Annotated in this window: 15 protein-coding genes and 4 tRNA genes; 16 read left to right on the top strand and 3 right to left on the bottom strand. The window is 25.6% G+C overall.

The features are described 5' to 3' along the window. Nucleotides 1-233 precede the first annotated feature (233 nt). From ACUN06_RS02735 to speC, 4 genes are all read left to right on the top strand, one after another. Nucleotides 234-614: a hypothetical protein gene (locus tag ACUN06_RS02735; RefSeq protein WP_294368395.1), complete on the top strand. Its 381-nt coding sequence runs from the start codon at nt 234-236 to the stop codon at nt 612-614. Nucleotides 615-799: 185 nt separating this feature from the next. Further along, complete coding sequence (locus ACUN06_RS02740) at nt 800-1,483, top strand: response regulator transcription factor (protein WP_412344868.1); 684 nt, start codon at nt 800-802, stop codon at nt 1,481-1,483. Then, on the top strand, nt 1,476-2,621 hold the full coding sequence (locus ACUN06_RS02745; protein ID WP_294368398.1) for a sensor histidine kinase: 1,146 nt from the start codon (nt 1,476-1,478) through the stop codon (nt 2,619-2,621). Before ACUN06_RS02740 ends, ACUN06_RS02745 begins: the two co-directional genes overlap by 8 nt. Nucleotides 2,622-2,909: 288 nt before the next feature. Beyond that, complete coding sequence (speC, locus tag ACUN06_RS02750) at nt 2,910-5,060, top strand: ornithine decarboxylase (RefSeq protein WP_449390064.1); 2,151 nt, start codon at nt 2,910-2,912, stop codon at nt 5,058-5,060. Between the two features lie 24 nt (nt 5,061-5,084). On the opposite strand, the gene ACUN06_RS02755 is transcribed toward speC, so the two are convergent. Both ACUN06_RS02755 and ACUN06_RS02760 read right to left on the bottom strand, forming a co-directional pair. Further along, on the bottom strand, nt 5,085-6,062 hold the full coding sequence (locus tag ACUN06_RS02755) for an SDR family oxidoreductase (RefSeq protein ID WP_291730945.1): 978 nt from the start codon (nt 6,060-6,062) through the stop codon (nt 5,085-5,087). Nucleotides 6,063-6,064: 2 nt separating this feature from the next. Next, the gene (locus ACUN06_RS02760) at nt 6,065-7,378 is read right to left on the bottom strand and encodes a nucleotide sugar dehydrogenase (RefSeq protein ID WP_302538083.1); all 1,314 of its coding nucleotides are present in this window, start codon (nt 7,376-7,378) and stop codon (nt 6,065-6,067) included. Between the two features lie 203 nt (nt 7,379-7,581). Between ACUN06_RS02760 and ACUN06_RS02765 the strand changes: the two genes are divergently transcribed. The 8 genes from ACUN06_RS02765 (at nt 7,582) to ACUN06_RS02800 (ending at nt 15,418) form a co-directional block, all read left to right on the top strand. Next, nucleotides 7,582-8,709, top strand: coding sequence for a DegT/DnrJ/EryC1/StrS family aminotransferase (locus ACUN06_RS02765; RefSeq protein WP_291730949.1), 1,128 nt, complete (start codon nt 7,582-7,584; stop codon nt 8,707-8,709). 4 nt (nt 8,710-8,713) lie between these two features. Further along, a complete protein-coding gene (locus ACUN06_RS02770; protein ID WP_291730950.1) occupies nt 8,714-9,595 on the top strand; it encodes an NAD-dependent epimerase/dehydratase family protein in 882 nt (293 codons plus the stop codon). 252 nt (nt 9,596-9,847) lie between these two features. Further along, nucleotides 9,848-10,849, top strand: a complete 1,002-nt coding sequence (locus ACUN06_RS02775) for a glycosyltransferase family 4 protein (protein WP_449390065.1) — start codon at nt 9,848-9,850, stop codon at nt 10,847-10,849. A gap of 56 nt (nt 10,850-10,905) precedes the next feature. Then, nucleotides 10,906-11,790, top strand: coding sequence for a glycosyltransferase family 2 protein (locus ACUN06_RS02780; RefSeq protein ID WP_449390066.1), 885 nt, complete (start codon nt 10,906-10,908; stop codon nt 11,788-11,790). 9 nt (nt 11,791-11,799) lie between these two features. After that, entirely contained in the window at nt 11,800-12,810 is a 1,011-nt protein-coding gene (locus tag ACUN06_RS02785) for a glycosyltransferase (protein WP_449390067.1), read from the top strand. A gap of 45 nt (nt 12,811-12,855) precedes the next feature. Further along, complete coding sequence (locus tag ACUN06_RS02790; protein WP_294127961.1) at nt 12,856-13,872, top strand: glycosyltransferase family protein; 1,017 nt, start codon at nt 12,856-12,858, stop codon at nt 13,870-13,872. Between the two features lie 69 nt (nt 13,873-13,941). Beyond that, nucleotides 13,942-14,442, top strand: a complete 501-nt coding sequence (locus ACUN06_RS02795; RefSeq protein ID WP_291730961.1) for a GNAT family N-acetyltransferase — start codon at nt 13,942-13,944, stop codon at nt 14,440-14,442. 103 nt (nt 14,443-14,545) lie between these two features. After that, nucleotides 14,546-15,418: a glycosyltransferase gene (locus ACUN06_RS02800; RefSeq protein WP_291730963.1), complete on the top strand. Its 873-nt coding sequence runs from the start codon at nt 14,546-14,548 to the stop codon at nt 15,416-15,418. Between the two features lie 142 nt (nt 15,419-15,560). Here ACUN06_RS02800 and ACUN06_RS02805 read toward each other — a convergent pair whose 3' ends face one another. Beyond that, the gene (locus ACUN06_RS02805) at nt 15,561-16,322 is read right to left on the bottom strand and encodes a hypothetical protein (protein ID WP_291730964.1); all 762 of its coding nucleotides are present in this window, start codon (nt 16,320-16,322) and stop codon (nt 15,561-15,563) included. A 418-nt stretch (nt 16,323-16,740) separates the two neighbouring features. On the opposite strand from ACUN06_RS02805, the gene ACUN06_RS02810 reads away from it, so the two are divergent. From ACUN06_RS02810 to ACUN06_RS02825, 4 genes are all read left to right on the top strand, one after another. After that, a tRNA-Glu gene (locus ACUN06_RS02810) sits at nt 16,741-16,815 on the top strand. A 3-nt stretch (nt 16,816-16,818) separates the two neighbouring features. Next, a tRNA-Gly gene (locus ACUN06_RS02815) sits at nt 16,819-16,892 on the top strand. 6 nt (nt 16,893-16,898) lie between these two features. Beyond that, a tRNA-Arg gene (locus ACUN06_RS02820) sits at nt 16,899-16,975 on the top strand. A 5-nt stretch (nt 16,976-16,980) separates the two neighbouring features. Next, nucleotides 16,981-17,056 (top strand) — tRNA-Lys (locus ACUN06_RS02825). Nucleotides 17,057-17,192 lie beyond the last annotated feature (136 nt).

The following is a 17,192-nucleotide window of genomic DNA, read 5'->3' on the forward strand; positions in this document are numbered from 1 at the left end:
TGTGAGTTGGATGGAAAGATATTTATTTATTACCGCTAGGTATATTCACCAAGAAGCCCCTACTTCTATAATTGGAGAGTAGTTCACAAATAATATATAAATATTTTTAAAAATTAACGATGATTTTACATTTGATTTGTTATCATAAAAACATAGAAGAGATAACCTAAGAAATAAAATAATTAATAAATTAAGTTATCAGAAAAGTTTTATGTAAGGAAGGATGATAAGATATGAAAAAATCATTAATATTTGGAGTATTAGCGCTAACAATAGTAGGTTTATTAAGTTTTGCTGGAGGAAGAGCAAGTAATAGTGTAGCAAGCAAATCAAGCAATAATAAAACTGAAAGTTCATATAATAGTAACAAAAATACCAATAATGGTGTTGATAAAGTAGTAAATAGTAATAAATATAATAATTCTTATAATAATTCAACTAGTAATTCAAATAATTATCAAGGAAGTAATGATGATATTTCTTTTGAATTAAGTGAACAGGATTTAGCAAACCTTAAAAATGGGGTAAGCTTAACAGTTGATGGAAAAAATGTAGAAGTAACTGGTTTTGATGAAAAATTCAGAGAAGAAGTAAAGGCAGCAGGTTTTGAATAAATAAAATAAAAAATAATAAAATTATTAATAATAATAAAAAACTCCTTGTAGTATAATTAAAATTTGTATATTATAATTATTAACAAATAGGGCTATCGCATTAAGAATAAATAGTACAATATATGGTGTATAATTTTTCAGGGTGCGATAGCTCCATTTTATTTATAAAATAGGAGGAATATGTGATGAGATTATTAATTGTAGAAGATGAAGCTGATATAGTACATGCTCTACAAAGAGGATTAAAAAATGAAGGTTATGCCGTTGATGTAGCAATGGATGGAGAAGAGGCTTTAGATTTTTTAAGTTTAAATACATATGATTTATTGGTTTTAGATATAAATTTGCCAAAGGTAGATGGATTTTATATATTAAAAAAGCTTAGAGAAAAAGATATAAACACAAGAGTAATAATTGTATCTGCAAATAGAGAAATTGAGGATAGAATAAAAGGATTAGACTTAGGAGCTAATGATTATTTAGTAAAACCATTTGATTTTTTAGAGTTAACGGCAAGGATAAGAGCTCTTTTGAGAAGAGAGTTTGCAAGTAAACCTTCAATTTTAAAAGAGGGAAAATTATCTATAGACGTATCTAAACACAAAGTTACATATGATGATATAGTTCTTAATTTAACATTGAAAGAATATTCACTTTTAAAATATCTAGTTCAAAATAAAGATAAAGTTATAAGTTCCGAAGAATTGATAAATCATGTTTGGGATGAAAATACAGACCCATTTACAACAGTAATAAGAGTTCATGTATATTCTCTTAGAAAAAAATTAACAGCTGTTAGTGGTAATGAAAATATGATTAAAACAATTAAAGGAGTTGGATATTTATTTGGAGGTATAACTAGTGAATAATATAAAAATAAAGTTAAAATGGAAACTTACATTATTTACTGTATTAATAATGACAATAACTAGTGGAATTCTTGTTTTTAGTATTAATTATGATGTAAGGCATACAGTTCCACAGCTAAAAGGAATAATTAATTCAAATACAGAAGATATTAAAATAGATTTAAATGGTGATTTTAAAGATGAAATTGATAAGATATCAATAGAATCAGCTATAGAAGAGACAACATCAAGAATTTATTGGCTTTCAATAATTGCATTTATTTTAGTAGTAACTATTGGTGGAATGTGCACTTATTTTGTAGTAAATAATGCTTTAATTCCAATTGTAGAATTAAATAAAAATATAAAAAAAATAAATGAGGATAATTTAAATTCCAATTTAAGTATTAAGGGAGCAAATGATGAAATTAAAGAACTTACAATTTCTTTTAATAAAATGATAGCAAAATTAGAAAATGCATTTGCATCACAAAAAAGGTTTAATTCTAGTGTGGCACATGAGTTAAAAACTCCATTAGCAGTAATTAAAACAAATATAGATGTTTTAAAAAGCAGTAATTGCAAAAGTTTAGAGGAGTATGATAAAACTTTGGCGGTTGTAGAAAAGTCTATATTAAAGATGAATTTAATAATAGAAACATTATTAGATATAATAAGACAGGAAAATGCACCTTTAAATGAAATTGTTAGCATAGATGAGATATTAGAAGATATAGTTGATGATTTATCTATTATTGCCAATAAAAAAAATATAAAATTAAAATTAAATTCATATAATATAAAAAATAAAATAAAGGGAAATGAAATTATGTTATATAGGGCATTTTATAATGTAATTGAAAATTCTATTAAATATAATAAAATTAATGGAAGTATAGATATATTATGTTATCAAGATCTCAATACTATTGAAGTAAAAGTAATAGATACTGGAAGTGGTATAAAGGAAGAGGATTATGATGAAATTTTTAAACCCTTTTATAGATGTGAAGGAATTAATAGTCATTCAAAAAATGGAATTGGATTAGGATTATCATTAACTCAATCGGTAATAAAACTTCATGGTGGAGAAATTAAGGTAAAAAGTAAATTAAATGAAGGAACAGAATTTACTTTTATTTTACCATATATGGTTTAAAATAAATAATATAAATAATTAAGATTGCATAAAATGAATTTAAGAAATATGTATTTTATGCAGTCTTTAATTTTAGTATTAATTTTAATTGATTAAATTTATTTTATAATTAAGGAAATGGTTTAAGCTAGCTATAATTATTTATTATAGTTTTTCAGTATAGCATTTACATTAAAATTTGCTAAATATATAATTATGATGTTAATTAATAAAATATACATATAATATAATTTTTATATTAAATAAATTATAAATAGATAAACTAAAAAGACATAAGGAGGAATAGGCATGAAATCATTAAAGATTGCTTGTACCGAAAGAACTAGAAGTTATTTTTTCACAGATAGAGAAACTATAGAAGTTGGTACAACGGATTACACTGATGTAGCAGTTGCTGTAGTTAATGAAAGTGATATAGAAGGAATAAATGACATATATAATACTAAATTTGGAGTATCAATATTTGTATTAAAAGAAACTGAGAATATTAGTGATGAAATTAAAGATAAGGTAAATAAGATAATAAATATTAATGAAATAAATGAAGAAGAATTTAGTAAGGAATTAAATGAAGCAGCGGATAAATATGAAGAGGAAATGCTACCTCCATTTTTTGATGTTTTAAGCAAATATTCAAGAAGAGGAAATTTACAATTTTCATGTCCAGGTCATCAAGGTGGTCAATATTTTATGAAACATCCTGCAGGAAGAGCAATGTATGAGTACTTTGGAGAAAATATATTTAAATCAGACATATGTAATGCAGATGTTGATTTAGGTGATTTATTAATACATGAAGGTCCAGCAATGTCAGCTCAAACATATGCAGCAAAAGTGTATAATGCAGATAAAACATATTTTGTTATGAATGGAACAAGTACTTCAAATTCTGTAGTTATAAATGCAATAGTTTCTCCTGGTGATTTAGTTTTATTTGATAGGAATAATCATAAGTCTATATATAATTCAGCTTTAGTTTCAAGTGCAGGAAAACCTATATATTTAGAAACAGCTCGTAATCCATTTGGATTTATAGGGGGAATAGATGCTCATTGCTTTAACGAAGAATATTTAAGAAGTGAAGCAGCTAAGATTGATAGTGAAAAGGCAAAAGAAAAAAGACCATTTAGATTAGCTGTTATTCAGCTTGGAACTTATGATGGAACTATATATAATGCTAGACAAGTAGTGAATAAGATAGGTCATCTTTGTGATTATATATTATTTGATTCAGCTTGGGTTGGATATGAGCAATTTATACCAATGATGAGAGAATGTTCTCCATTATTATTAGATTTAAAGCCAGAAGACCCAGGAATATTAGTTACTCAATCTATACATAAGCAACAGGCTGGTTTTTCACAAACATCTCAAATTCATAAAAAAGATAGTCATTTAAAGGGGCAAAAAAGGTATGTAGATCATAAGAGATTTAATAATGCTTATATGTTATATGCATCAACAAGTCCATTTTATCCATTATTTGCAGCATTAGATGTTAATGCAAGAATGCAAGATGGAGAAGCAGGAAGAAAGCTTTGGGCAGATTGCATAAAGGTTGGTATTGAAGCAAGAAAAGATATTTTAGAAAGATGTGAATTATTAAAACCTTTTATACCACCAGTAGTTGATGGTAAGCTATGGCAGGATTATCCTACTGAGGAAATAGCAAATAACATAGAATTTTTTAAATTTTATCCAGATGAAAAATGGCATTCATTTGAGGGATATGGAGAAAATCAATATTTTGTAGACCCTAATAAATTTATGCTAACAACACCAGGTATAAATGTAGAAACTGGTGAATACGAAGAATTTGGTATACCAGCAACTATTTTAGCAAATTATTTAAGAGATCATAGAGTTGTACCAGAAAAGAATGATTTAAACTCAATATTATTTTTATTAACACCAGCAGAAAGCACTTCAAAAATGAAAGGGCTTGTTGACCACCTTGTTAGATTTGAAAATCTTATAAAGGAAGATGCACCATTAAGTGAAGTATTACCTAAGTTATATGCTAAGTATGAGGAACGTTATAAAGGGTATACAATAAGAAGATTATGTCAAGAAATGCATGATTTCTATAAGAAAAATGATGCAAAGACTTATCAAAAATTATTATTTAGAAAAAATTCATTACCAGAGTATGTTATGAATCCTAATGAAGCAAATGTTGAATTAAAAAGAAATAATGCTAAATTAGTTCCTTTAAGTCATATAGTTGGAGAAATTGCATTAGAAGGAGCACTTCCTTATCCACCAGGGGTATTTTGTGTAGTTCCAGGTGAAAGGTGGAATAATGTAGCTCAAAAGTATTTCTCAATTTTAGAAGAAGGAATTAATAATTTTCCAGGATTTGCACCAGAAATTCAAGGGGTTTATCTTGAAAAAGAAGATGGTAAAGTAAGAGCTTATGGATATGTTTTAGATAAATAAAATTTAAAATTATATAAAAAACCTCTAAATTTTAGAGGTTTTTTTATACCAATCTAATGTTAGTTTAATACCATCATAAAATGAATAGCTAGGATTATAATTTAAAAGTTTTTTTGCTTTAGTTATATCTGCATTGCTATGAGGGATGTCCCCAAGTCTTTTAGGACCATAAATAGGTGGTAATTTAAAATTTAATATATTAGCTAAGGTATAATAAAGCTCATTTAAGGTAATTGTATCACCACATCCAATATTAAAAACTTCTCCTGATATAGTGTTATTCTTGCAAGCTTTTAAGTTTGCTTCTATAACATTTTCTACGTAGGTAAAATCACGGGAATATGAGCCATCACCATTTATAGTTGGAGTAATTCCATTTAGTAATGAATTTATAAATTTAGGTATTACTGCAGAGTATTCAGAGTTTGGATCTTGCCTCTTACCAAAAACATTAAAATATCTTAAGCCAATAATATTTAATCCATATAAGGAAGAAAATAGAGAGGCATATAATTCATTAACTTTTTTAGTTAGAGCATAAGGAGAAAGTGGATTTCCTACTTTATACTCTATTTTAGGAATATATTTATTATCACCATAAACTGAAGATGAAGATGCATATATTATTTTTTTTACATTATTATCAAGAGATGATACTAAGATGTTAAGTGTTCCTTTTATATTGATATCTTCATAAAGTAAGGGATATTTTATAGACTTGGGAACAGAACCGAATGCAGCTTCATGAAACACGTAATCAATATTAGTTGTTGCTATATTACAAGTTTCAATATTTCTTATATCACCTTCTATAAGTTGAAATTTTGAATTTGATAAGAAAGTTTCTATATTTTCACGTTTACCAGTTGAAAAATTATCTAAAACTCGGACAAAATAATTTTTATTTAATAGGGCTTCAACTAAATTAGAACCAATAAAACCAGCACCACCTGTTACTAAAAATTTAGTATTTGATGGAAAGGTTATATCACTATATCCCACATTTATAACCTCCAATATAAGTAATTTAAATTTTTAGCTTTATCTTTTTCAAATAATCCTTTTACATCAATTAACACAGGAGTAATACTAGGATTAAAGAACTTATTTAATGAATCAAGGGAAAATAATTTATAAAAGTCATGTGAAACTGCAATTATTAATGCATCTAAATTACTAATTTCATTTATATCAGTTAGTGTTAAATTATATTGCTGTAATACTTCTTCACTATTAGCTAATGGATCTGATATTAATACATTAACACCAAATTCTTTAAGTTCTTTTATAATATCTATAATTTTAGAATTACGAATATCAGGACAATTTTCCTTAAAGGTTATTCCTAATATGGCAACATTAGCATTTTTAATTTGAGTTCCAGCTTGAATTAATAATTTTATAGTTTTTTCAGCAATATATTTGCCCATACTATCATTTATATTTCTTCCAGATAAAATTACTTGTGAATTATAACCAGCTAATTTAGCTTTATAAGTTAAATAATAAGGATCAACTCCAATACAATGACCACCAACTAATCCAGGATAAAATGTTATAAAGTTCCATTTGGTAGAAGCAGCTTTTAATACAAAAGATGTATCTATACCTAATTTATCAAATATTAATGATAATTCATTTATAAATGCAATATTAATATCTCTTTGTGAATTTTCAATAACCTTTGCTGCTTCAGCAACTTTTATAGATTCAGCCTTATAAACACCAGCTTCTATTATCAATTCATAGACTTTAGCAATTATATCTAATGTTTCACTATCCATTCCAGAAACAATTTTTACTGTTTTTTGTAAGGTATGAACTTTATCACCAGGGTTAATACGTTCAGGGGAATATCCAACCTTGAAGTCTTTACCACAAGTTAATCCTGACATCTTTTCTAAAATTGGAATGCATATTTCTTCTGTTAATCCCGGATAAACTGTAGATTCATAAACAACAATAGAATTAGGAGTTAAATATTTACCAACAATTTCTGAAGCACTTATTATAGGAGTGAGATTTGGGGTGCAGTCAGTATTTATTGGAGTGGGAACAGCTATTATATGAAATTTTGCATCTTTAATTAAAGTAGGATCATTAGTAAATTTTAATTTTGAATTTTTTAGTTCATCAGTTCCAACTTCATTTGTAGGATCAATTCCATTTAAATATTTTTCAATTTTATTTTTATTTATATCAAATCCAATTGTATCTAATTTTTTTGCAAATTCAATTGCAAGAACAATTCCAACATATCCAAGTCCAATTATGGAAAGTTTTTCTTTTTTTGATTTTAATAATTCATATAAATCCATATTAAGACCTCCTTTTATTTTTATATACTATCATTCCTAATATTAGAATATTCAAAGTTAATATTTTTTGAAACTATAAAATATTAATACTAACTACTATATTAAAAAGAAAATAAGTAACTATATAAATAATAATTACATATTATAAATAGATTAAATAAACTATAAATTTTATAATTAAGAAAATTTGGAGTGATAAACAAATGGCAATACAATTATTTGTTCCTACCTTTAGAATAGATGAATGTTTAGCAGAGATTAGGGAATGCCTTGAAAAAGGATGGCCTGGGATAGGATATAAAACTATTGAATTTGAAGAAAAATGGAAAGAATATACAGGGTTAAATAATGCACATTTTTTAAACTCGGATACAGCTGCACTTCATTTAGCAATTAAGGTTTTTAAAATACAAAACAAGTGGAATGATGGAGATGAAATAATTTCTACTCCAATAACATTTGTATCAAGCAATCATGCTATTATGTATGAAAATTTAAAAGTAGTTTTTTCTGATGTAGATGAATATTTATGTTTAAATCCAAAGGAGGTTGAAAAAAAGATTACTGATAAGACTAGAGCGATTATGTTTGTTGGGCTAGGAGGAAATGTAGGAAGATATAAGGAAATAGTTAATATCTGCAAAAAATATAATTTAAAGCTTATATTAGATGCTGCACATATGGCTGGAACAAGGTTAAATGGAGAAATAGTAGGAAAAGAAGCTGATGCAGTATGTTATTCATTTCAAGCAGTAAAGAATTTACCTACAGCTGATTCGGGAATGATTTGTTTCAAAAAAAATGAAGATGATCAACTTGTAAGAAAGCTTAGTTGGATGGGTATTGATAAGGATACTTATGCAAGAGATAATGGAAATTATAAGTGGAAATATGAAGTTGATTATTTAGGTTATAAATATAATGGAAATTCTATAATGGCGGCTATAGCACTTGTTCAATTAAAGTATTTAGATGAAGATAATAATTATCGTAGGCAAATAGCTAAATGGTATGATGAATATTTTGATAATTCAAAAAAGCATATTGAAAGAATTCCTATAACTAAGGGGTGTGAATGTAGTAGGCATCTTTATATTATTGCAGTTGATAATAGGGATAAATTAATAACTAAATTAAATGAAAATGGAATTTTTCCAGGGGTACATTATAGGGATAATACTGAATATAATGTATATAATTATAAAAAGGGATGTTGTCCATATTCAAAATATATGAGTGAAAGAATAATTTCTTTACCAATGCATTTAAGATTAACTAAAAGAGATATTGATTATATTTGTAATATGATTGAAAGATATTTGGGAGATTAAATATATGAATAATATTATGATAACTGGAGGCACTGGATTTATAGGAAGTCATCTTATTTATGAACTTATAAATAATGAATACAATGTTGCTATATTATGTAGGAAAGAAAGTAAATTAGATAAGTTTAAAAATATTATTAATAAGATAAAGGTTTATAAGGTTGATGATAATATTAATAAAATTATAATGGCTTTAAATGAATTTAAACCTAATTGTATAGTTCACCTTGCAGCCATATTTAAATCAGAGCATGAAAAAGAAGATATAGATAATTTTATTGATATAAATATAAAATATCCTACAAAGATTTTAGAAGCTATGAAGCAATGTGGAATTAAAAACTTTATAAATACAAGTACTGCTTGGCAACATTATAATAATGAAGATTATAATCCAGTATGTCTTTATGCAGCTACTAAAGAATCCTTTGAGAAGATAATTGATTATTATGCTAAGGGTGTAAAATTTAAGTGTATATCATTAGAATTATTTGATTCTTATGGTGACAATGATACAAGAGGAAAATTAATAAGTGTGTTGAAGGATTTTTCTATAAATAATAAAATCTTAAAGATGACAGAAGGAGAATCTAAAATAGATTTAACTCATGTAAATGATATAGTATATGGATTTATAAAGGCAATTGAGTTTTTAAATGATATTGAATATGGAGAGCATAGAAAATATGCTATTTGCACAGGAAGAGTATTAACATTAAAAGAAGTTATAGAGATTTTTGAAGAAAAGACAGGATATAAATTGAATGTTGAATGGGGAGCAAGACACTATAGAGAAAGAGAAATAATGAAACCATGGGATAGATATGAAATTCTTCCTAATTGGAAAAGTGAAATTACATTTGAAGATGGAGTAACTATGATATAAATATTAAATTTTAGCTAATAGAAGAACATAATTTATAATTTAAAAAAGATAAATTATGTTTTTTCCTAATAAATTAAGTTTAAAATAAATATATAGATGTATTCCTAAAAATAAAAATACTATTTATAGGTTTTTATTTTTAGGAATATTTTTTTGTAAGTTTATCTTATCATATATATAAAGTAACATTGAGTATTAATAAACATATTATATTAGAAAGTGAAGATTTAAGTAAATTTAGGAGGAAGTTAATTGAAGATAGGTTTGCCATTTGGAGTTGAAGGTCTTGGGGGAATAAGAAGTTGGGTTAAGGTTTTTAGTGAATATTGTTTAAATAAGGGACACCAAGTATCTTTTAATCATGATGAAGATGTAGATGTTTTTATAACTATTGCTAATTCATCTAGATATGAAGAGTTAATTAGATTAAAAAGAAATGGGGCAAAAATAATTCATAGAATTGATGGATTATTTTTTGATTATCATCTTTTTAGTCATGAATCAAGTGATCATTTTAATGAGTTATTAGCAAAAAATATGAATTTAGCTGATTTAATTGTATGCCAAAGTAAATTTACAGATGAATTAGTAACTTATTTATTAGGACAAGATAATAAAATTCCAAGAACTATTATATATAATGGTGCTAATAAAGAATTATTTTCACCAAGTGGAATGAAAATTCCTAGAGAAGGTAGTAAAAAAATGATTTTATCTATAGCATATTGGGGAGTACCGTTAATGGCTGATTTTAGTATTAATACTATTATAAATGTGGCTAAGTTACTTCCAGAATATGAATTTTGGATTTTAGGATTAGCATATCCTAAAAATGAACAAATGATTAAAGAGGCAAAACTTGGTAATATTACAAAAGTTAATTTAAGCAAGGCAGTTCCTAGGGAAAATATGCCACAATATTTAAGAAGTGCAGATTTGGTGTTACATTCTAGACCACATGACGCTTGCTCAAATTTAATTTTAGAAGCAATGAGTGTTAATGTTCCAATTGTTGGATTAGAATCAGGGAGCACTGCAGAATTATTGGGAGATGCTGGATTAAGAGGAGAGTGCATAGGCGATTTTAAAAAATTACCAATTGTTAATTGTGAAGACTTAGCAGAAAAAATAAGAAAAACATTTGAAAATTATGATTATTATAAAAGTGAAATAGCAGAGAGAAGCAAATTATTTTCAAATAAAATAATGTGTGAAAACTATATTAAAGAATGTGAAAACTTATTAAAAAATTAGAGAGTTAATATTATAAAAGGTAATTATATTATAAAAATATAAGTGGAGGTAATAAGATGAAAGTAAAAGAGTTTATAAAAGATGAGAAACTAAATACCTCTAATAATTTAATAAAAAAACCAGTAGTTAGTATTATTATGCCAACTTATTGTAGAGGAGATAGTGGATTGTTGGAAAGGTCAATAAATACTGTCTTAAATCAAACTTTTAAGGTGTGGGAGTTAATAATTGTAGATGATGGTTCTATGGATTCTACAAGTAATATAGTTAGAAATTTTATGAAAAATGATAATAGAATTATCTATATAAGAAATGATGTTAACTCTGGTTTACCAGCTATACGTGTAAATCAAGGAATAATTAAATCTAGAGGAAGATATATTGCATATCAGTTTGATGATGATCAATGGGTTGACAATATGTTAGAAATTATGTTAGATAAATTAAAAAAAATGGACAGTTTAGCATTTGTGTATGGTAAGGGAAGATTTATTAATTCTATTACAAAAGAAGAAAGAGTTCATGGAGAAAAATATGATGAACAAATTATGATAAAAAAAGGAAATCAAATATTAAACAATTCTGTTGTGCATTCAAGGGAATTACCTTATTTATATGGAGGATATAATCCACATGTAGCTATGAGGAGGTTATGTGATTGGGATTTATGGAGGAGATGGAGCAAGCATATTGATTTAACTTTTATTGATGAAATAGTGAGTGTTGTTGAATATTCGCATAAGGATTCTATAAGTATGAATACTGATAGAAATAATTATGTAGTAGAAGAAATGCAAAAAAGAAATATAGAAAGGGAATTAAGTCTTTATAATATAGAAGAATATGAAGTTGATAATGTAAATATTATAAGTAACAAAAGTATACAAGATAAAATAATTAAAAATGATATTTCTAATTGGAAAAGTAAGTTAAAGTGTTGAGGTGAGAAATTGAAAATAAAATTTTTTTTATCGGACAATGAAATGGCACCAACAACAATTTCTGATAATTTATTTGCTGATTCATTAATTAATAGAGGGTACAATGTTGAAAAGGTAATAAGTTATAAAAGGAAAAAAGAAATTATTGAAAAAGAAGATGCTGATATAATTATTTTTCAAAAAAAAATACTTCCTGGTCATAAATATCAAGATATTTATAAGCTTAAAGGAAAGGTGTTTTTATGTCATATAGATGATGACTTTGAAGGAATGAATGAAGAAGTTTATAAAAAGACTTTAGAAATAAGTGATTTAATTTTAGTAGGAAATAAAGCTCATGCTAAAAATTTATCAAATTATATTAACACTCCAGTAGAGGTTATAGTAGCAATTTCTGATTTTGAAAATTATAAGTTTATTAGTATAAATCAAAAAAATAATAAAAATATAGTGATTTCATGGCAACAAAATTTAGCGGATGTATATGTTGAAGATTTAAGAAGTATATCTAAACCATTAAATGAAATATATAAAAAATATAATATAGATTTAAGATTATATGGGTGGCATGAAGGTAAGCATTATGGAGTTCAAGATAAAAGGGGAGTAGTAAAAGAGTTTTTACCTTTTGCAAAATTTATTTCATTTCAACCAATAAAATTGTATTTAAAAAATATAGTTCCAGAAATATCAATGAGTGATATAGGAATAATACCTTATATAGATAGTATTAATAGGTGTGGTAAAAGTGGATGTAGTTTAAAAAAAATGATGATGATGGGAATACCAATGATAGTTTCAGACTTACCTAATAATAGAGAAATTATTGAAAATGGTATAAATGGTTTTTTAGCAAGTGGAGATGAAGATTGGTATGAAAAATTAGAATTATTAATAAATAAAAACGATCTAAGAGAAGAAATAGCAATTAATGCAAGAAGAAAATTAGAACAAAAGTTTAGCTATGAAAATACAGTAGACATTTTTATAAATGCAATAAGAAGACATTTTGACATTTAAGGTTTAGAAGCCATAAAGGATGATATAAGGGGGGTGAATAAATTTATGAAGATATTATTTGTATATTCAAATAAAACCTGTGGATGTACTAAAAAATATACATTTGAATTAGCTAGAGGTATGAAAAAGTATGTAAATACAAAAGTTATATATTATACTGAATTAACAAGTGATATAGTAAAAGAATTTGATGTGATTATTTTGCAAAGACTAGGAACTATTACTATTATTGATAAAGATGAAGTGAATAATATTATTGATATAATAGAAAAAAACAAAAATATAAAAAAGTTTATTTATATTATGGATGATTTAGTTTTAGAATCACAAAATGGTTTGCCTATAAAGTTTATTAGTCATTGTACTGATGTGTTATGTACTAGCAAAACATTAGCTAAATATATAAGAAAATATAATGATAATGTTCATGTATTTCATACTTTTATAGATGTAGAATCATTTGACAATATTCCAGAAAATAAAAGCGAAAAATTTACTTTAGTATGGGCAAGTACAGGAGCATTAGGAAGTAATATAATAGAAGGTATAGTGGAAAGTAAAGAGGCTTTTAAATTTGATTTTGATCTTATAGTTATAGGTGGTATGTATGGTCAATTTAGAAATGAAAAATGGATAAAATCTTATCCAATACTAAAAGAAGATGAAATGATAAAATTAATTAAAAGTGCAGATATATTATTAAATCCATTAACATTAAGTGAAAAAAATATAGAAGCTATTAAGTATAGGTGTAAAGAACCATTAAATGATTTTTTAAATAGCAAATCTGAAGTGAAATATACTATTGCTGGTATTTGTAAAGCATGTATATTATCATCTAAAACAGAAAGTTTTTATAAGGTTATAAAGAATGGAATAAATGGATTTCTTTTGGATGATAAAATAGATGAGTGGATAAATTGTATACAATATTTATATTATCATAAAGATGAATTATATAAAATCACACAAAATGCTTATAAAGAGGTTAAAAGTGAATATAGTATTGATAATGGAGCAAGACAGGTTATTGATGTTATTAATGATATAGTTAATCAATAATATTTTTTAATTAAAAGTCATTTGGGATTTATTATAAAAATATATAAGTAAAGGTTTGTAACTGTAAATATGAATATGAATTTTAACAATGTTAATATTCAACCAATAAGAATAGAAGATATAGAACTTATGAGAAAATGGAGAAATAATGAAAATGATAAAGGGGTATTTTTTAATAATAAATATATAACAAAGGAAGAACAAGAAAATTGGTATGAAAAATATAAAAATAATATAAATGATAAGATGTTTATGATTTATTATGATGAAATTCCAGTTGGAACTATAGCTTTATATAATATTGATTTTGAAAATAATATAGCTGAATTTGGTAGACTATTAATAGGTAATACAATTTTTAGAGGGAAAAATATTGCATTTAGAGCAACTAAACTTTTGTGTGAATATGGATTTAGTAAATTAAATTTAAATAAAATTATACTTGAAGTTTATAAGAAAAATATAAATGCATTTAATTTATATAAAAAGATAGGATTTAAAGTAGTTAAAGAGAAAACTATAAATAATAAACAAGTATTTTTAATGGAATTAAATAAAAATAAAATATGATTTAGTAAGCAGTTGAATAATATGTATTTAGCTGCTTTTTATATTAACTAAAATAAAAGCTAAAGAATAAAATAGCATATAGTTAATATTAGGAGTGAATTATATGGAAAAAGCATTAGTAAGCTTTATTTGTTGGAATAGAGCTGGGTTAAATGCCAGAAATTTAAATGCACTATTAAAAAGCACAGATGATTTTGAATTATATATTATAGATAGTAATTCAAGTGATGACACATGGGAGTTTATAAAAACATTAAATGATAAAAGAATAAAAGAAATAAAAAAATTTGATTTGAATAGGGGATGCGCATATGCAATAAATTATATTATGTCAAAAAGAAAGAAAGAGCAATTTTTTTTTCATTTAGATAGTGATACTTATATGATAACTCCTGATTGGATAACTAAATTTATGGAAGTTATGAGTGAATATCCAGAAGTAGGTGCAGCATCTACTATTAAACCAAGTATACTTGGATACTATTCTTTATATGGCAAGGATATAGAGAGAAATGGAATAAAAATAAATTTAATTGATACTTTAGTTGGGAATTGTTTATGTCTTAGACCGGAAGTTATTGAACAATTAGGATATTTTAATGAAGAAACAGGTAGGTGTGATTCTGATTATTCAATTAGAATAAAAGAATTTACGAATTATAAAATGGCATTAGTAAGTAGTATTGTAATAGATCAAAAGCAAAAAATAGATTGTAGTGAATGCATTATTAATAATATTTGTAAAGCTAAAATTAATAATACAACTTGTTTTAAGATTAGAGATAGTAAATATCAAAATTTAATATTTGAAGCTAATTCTAAGAATTTAGTTAAATTATATTATAACGAAATAAAGGAAGGTAAGAGAACTCCATATTGTGCATCTATTCATGATGAAAAATCTATGAAAAATAATTATTATAATAAAAGTAGGGCAGAACAAATATTTAAATATTATATTAACAATGCAAATTAAAAATATTTAAATATTATATTAAAGTAAAAAATTGGGATGTCGCATTAAGAATAAATACTACAATATATTGTATTAATTTTTATTTTTTAAAACAATATATTGTGTATAAAAGTTTTAGTGCGACAGCCCAAATTTTTTTACTTTATCTAAATAAATTTATACCTCTTGAACGGAATATATTAGGGTTTGGAAAAGCTATTCCAATTGCAAAGCCTTCTATTATAGTATATTCATTATTATTATAATATGCTTGAATAATAGTAGGTGATTTTGTAGATAAAATAGGTGTTTTAGTATTAGAATTATAATAAGTTATATCAGCTACACTTATTGAATTAGTAATAGCTTCATTTGTAATATCATTAAGATCAAAGGTAGTTATAGGAGTAGAACTTTCATCAGTAATTTCAATACTTGGAGTAGATCCAATTCCTATTAATTCTTCAACAAGCCAAGGTGAACCATTAGTTATATATTGTTGTAAATTACCACTAAGATTTTCAGATGAATTTGAAGCGTATAAATCTGCAATATATAAAGTATAGTCATTTATATGAAATCCAGAAGAATTTAAGTAAGAGATATTAGAAATTTCAAATAAAGCAGAATGACTTTCATTAGAAACGTCTGCTATCAATGCAGGAGTTCCAGAAATATTTGTATAATTTGAGTATCCAAATGAACTTGTTGAAGTAACAGGAACAGATGTAGAGTTTAATAAAATATTACTAGAAGAAGTATTTGTTAAATCAAATGAAAGGGTTGAGCCATCATTAAATTTAACATATAAGCCTGTTAAAGTTTCACCAGGAGATAATGAAATATTACCAAAATTAATCCAAGCTATAATAGCAGAATTTTTTCCTGAGTTAGGATTTGCATATGACAATGATAATTGTCGCATAATAAACCTCCATAAAGATAATTTATATAATTAGTTACAATATACTTTATGATTGATTTTATTTAATAGTGAATAGTTTAGCGTATAGCCTTAGGTAATAAAGGGATAGTTAGTGTAGAAAATAAAAATAAAAGTGGTAATACAATTATATTTTCTAAAAAGTATATTAATGAATTATTATAATTAAAAGGTGATATTTTTGATAAAAAAATAATAAAAAACATTTAGATGATTTTAAAATCACAAATATTAACAATGAAATTGAACTAATAGATATTTATAATCTGGGATAATATGAAAAAAGAAGAAGGGAAATCGAATACATTAAAAATTTTTTTAAAAAGTTTTTAAAATAGTGTTGACTTTTGTCTGAAAACAATGTAATATACAAAAAGTAGTCAGTAGGATATGCTGATATGGCCCCTTGGTCAAGCGGTCAAGACACCACCCTTTCACGGTGGTAACAGGGGTTCGATTCCCCTAGGGGTCACCATATGCGGGTATCGTATATCGGTAATACTCCAGCCTTCCAAGCTGGAAAGGTGGGTTCGATTCCCACTACCCGCTCCATCAAATGCGTGTTTAGCTCAGCTGGATAGAGCAACGCCCTTCTAAGGCGTGGGTCAGGAGTTCGAATCTCTTAACACGCACCAATTTTGGTTTACTAGCTCAGTCGGTAGAGCACTTGACTTTTAATCAAGGTGTCCGGGGTTCGATTCCCCGGTAAGCCACCAAAAGAAACTCTATTGAGTTTCTTTTTTATTTAAATTAATTATTGTGTATAAGTGATAATTAATTTAGTAAAATCTGTGGATAAGAATAAATATTGTGTGAATATTTGATTAAAAATCAATAAGTTCCATTAAATAA

The organism is Clostridium sp. ETTB3, assembly GCF_053571985.1.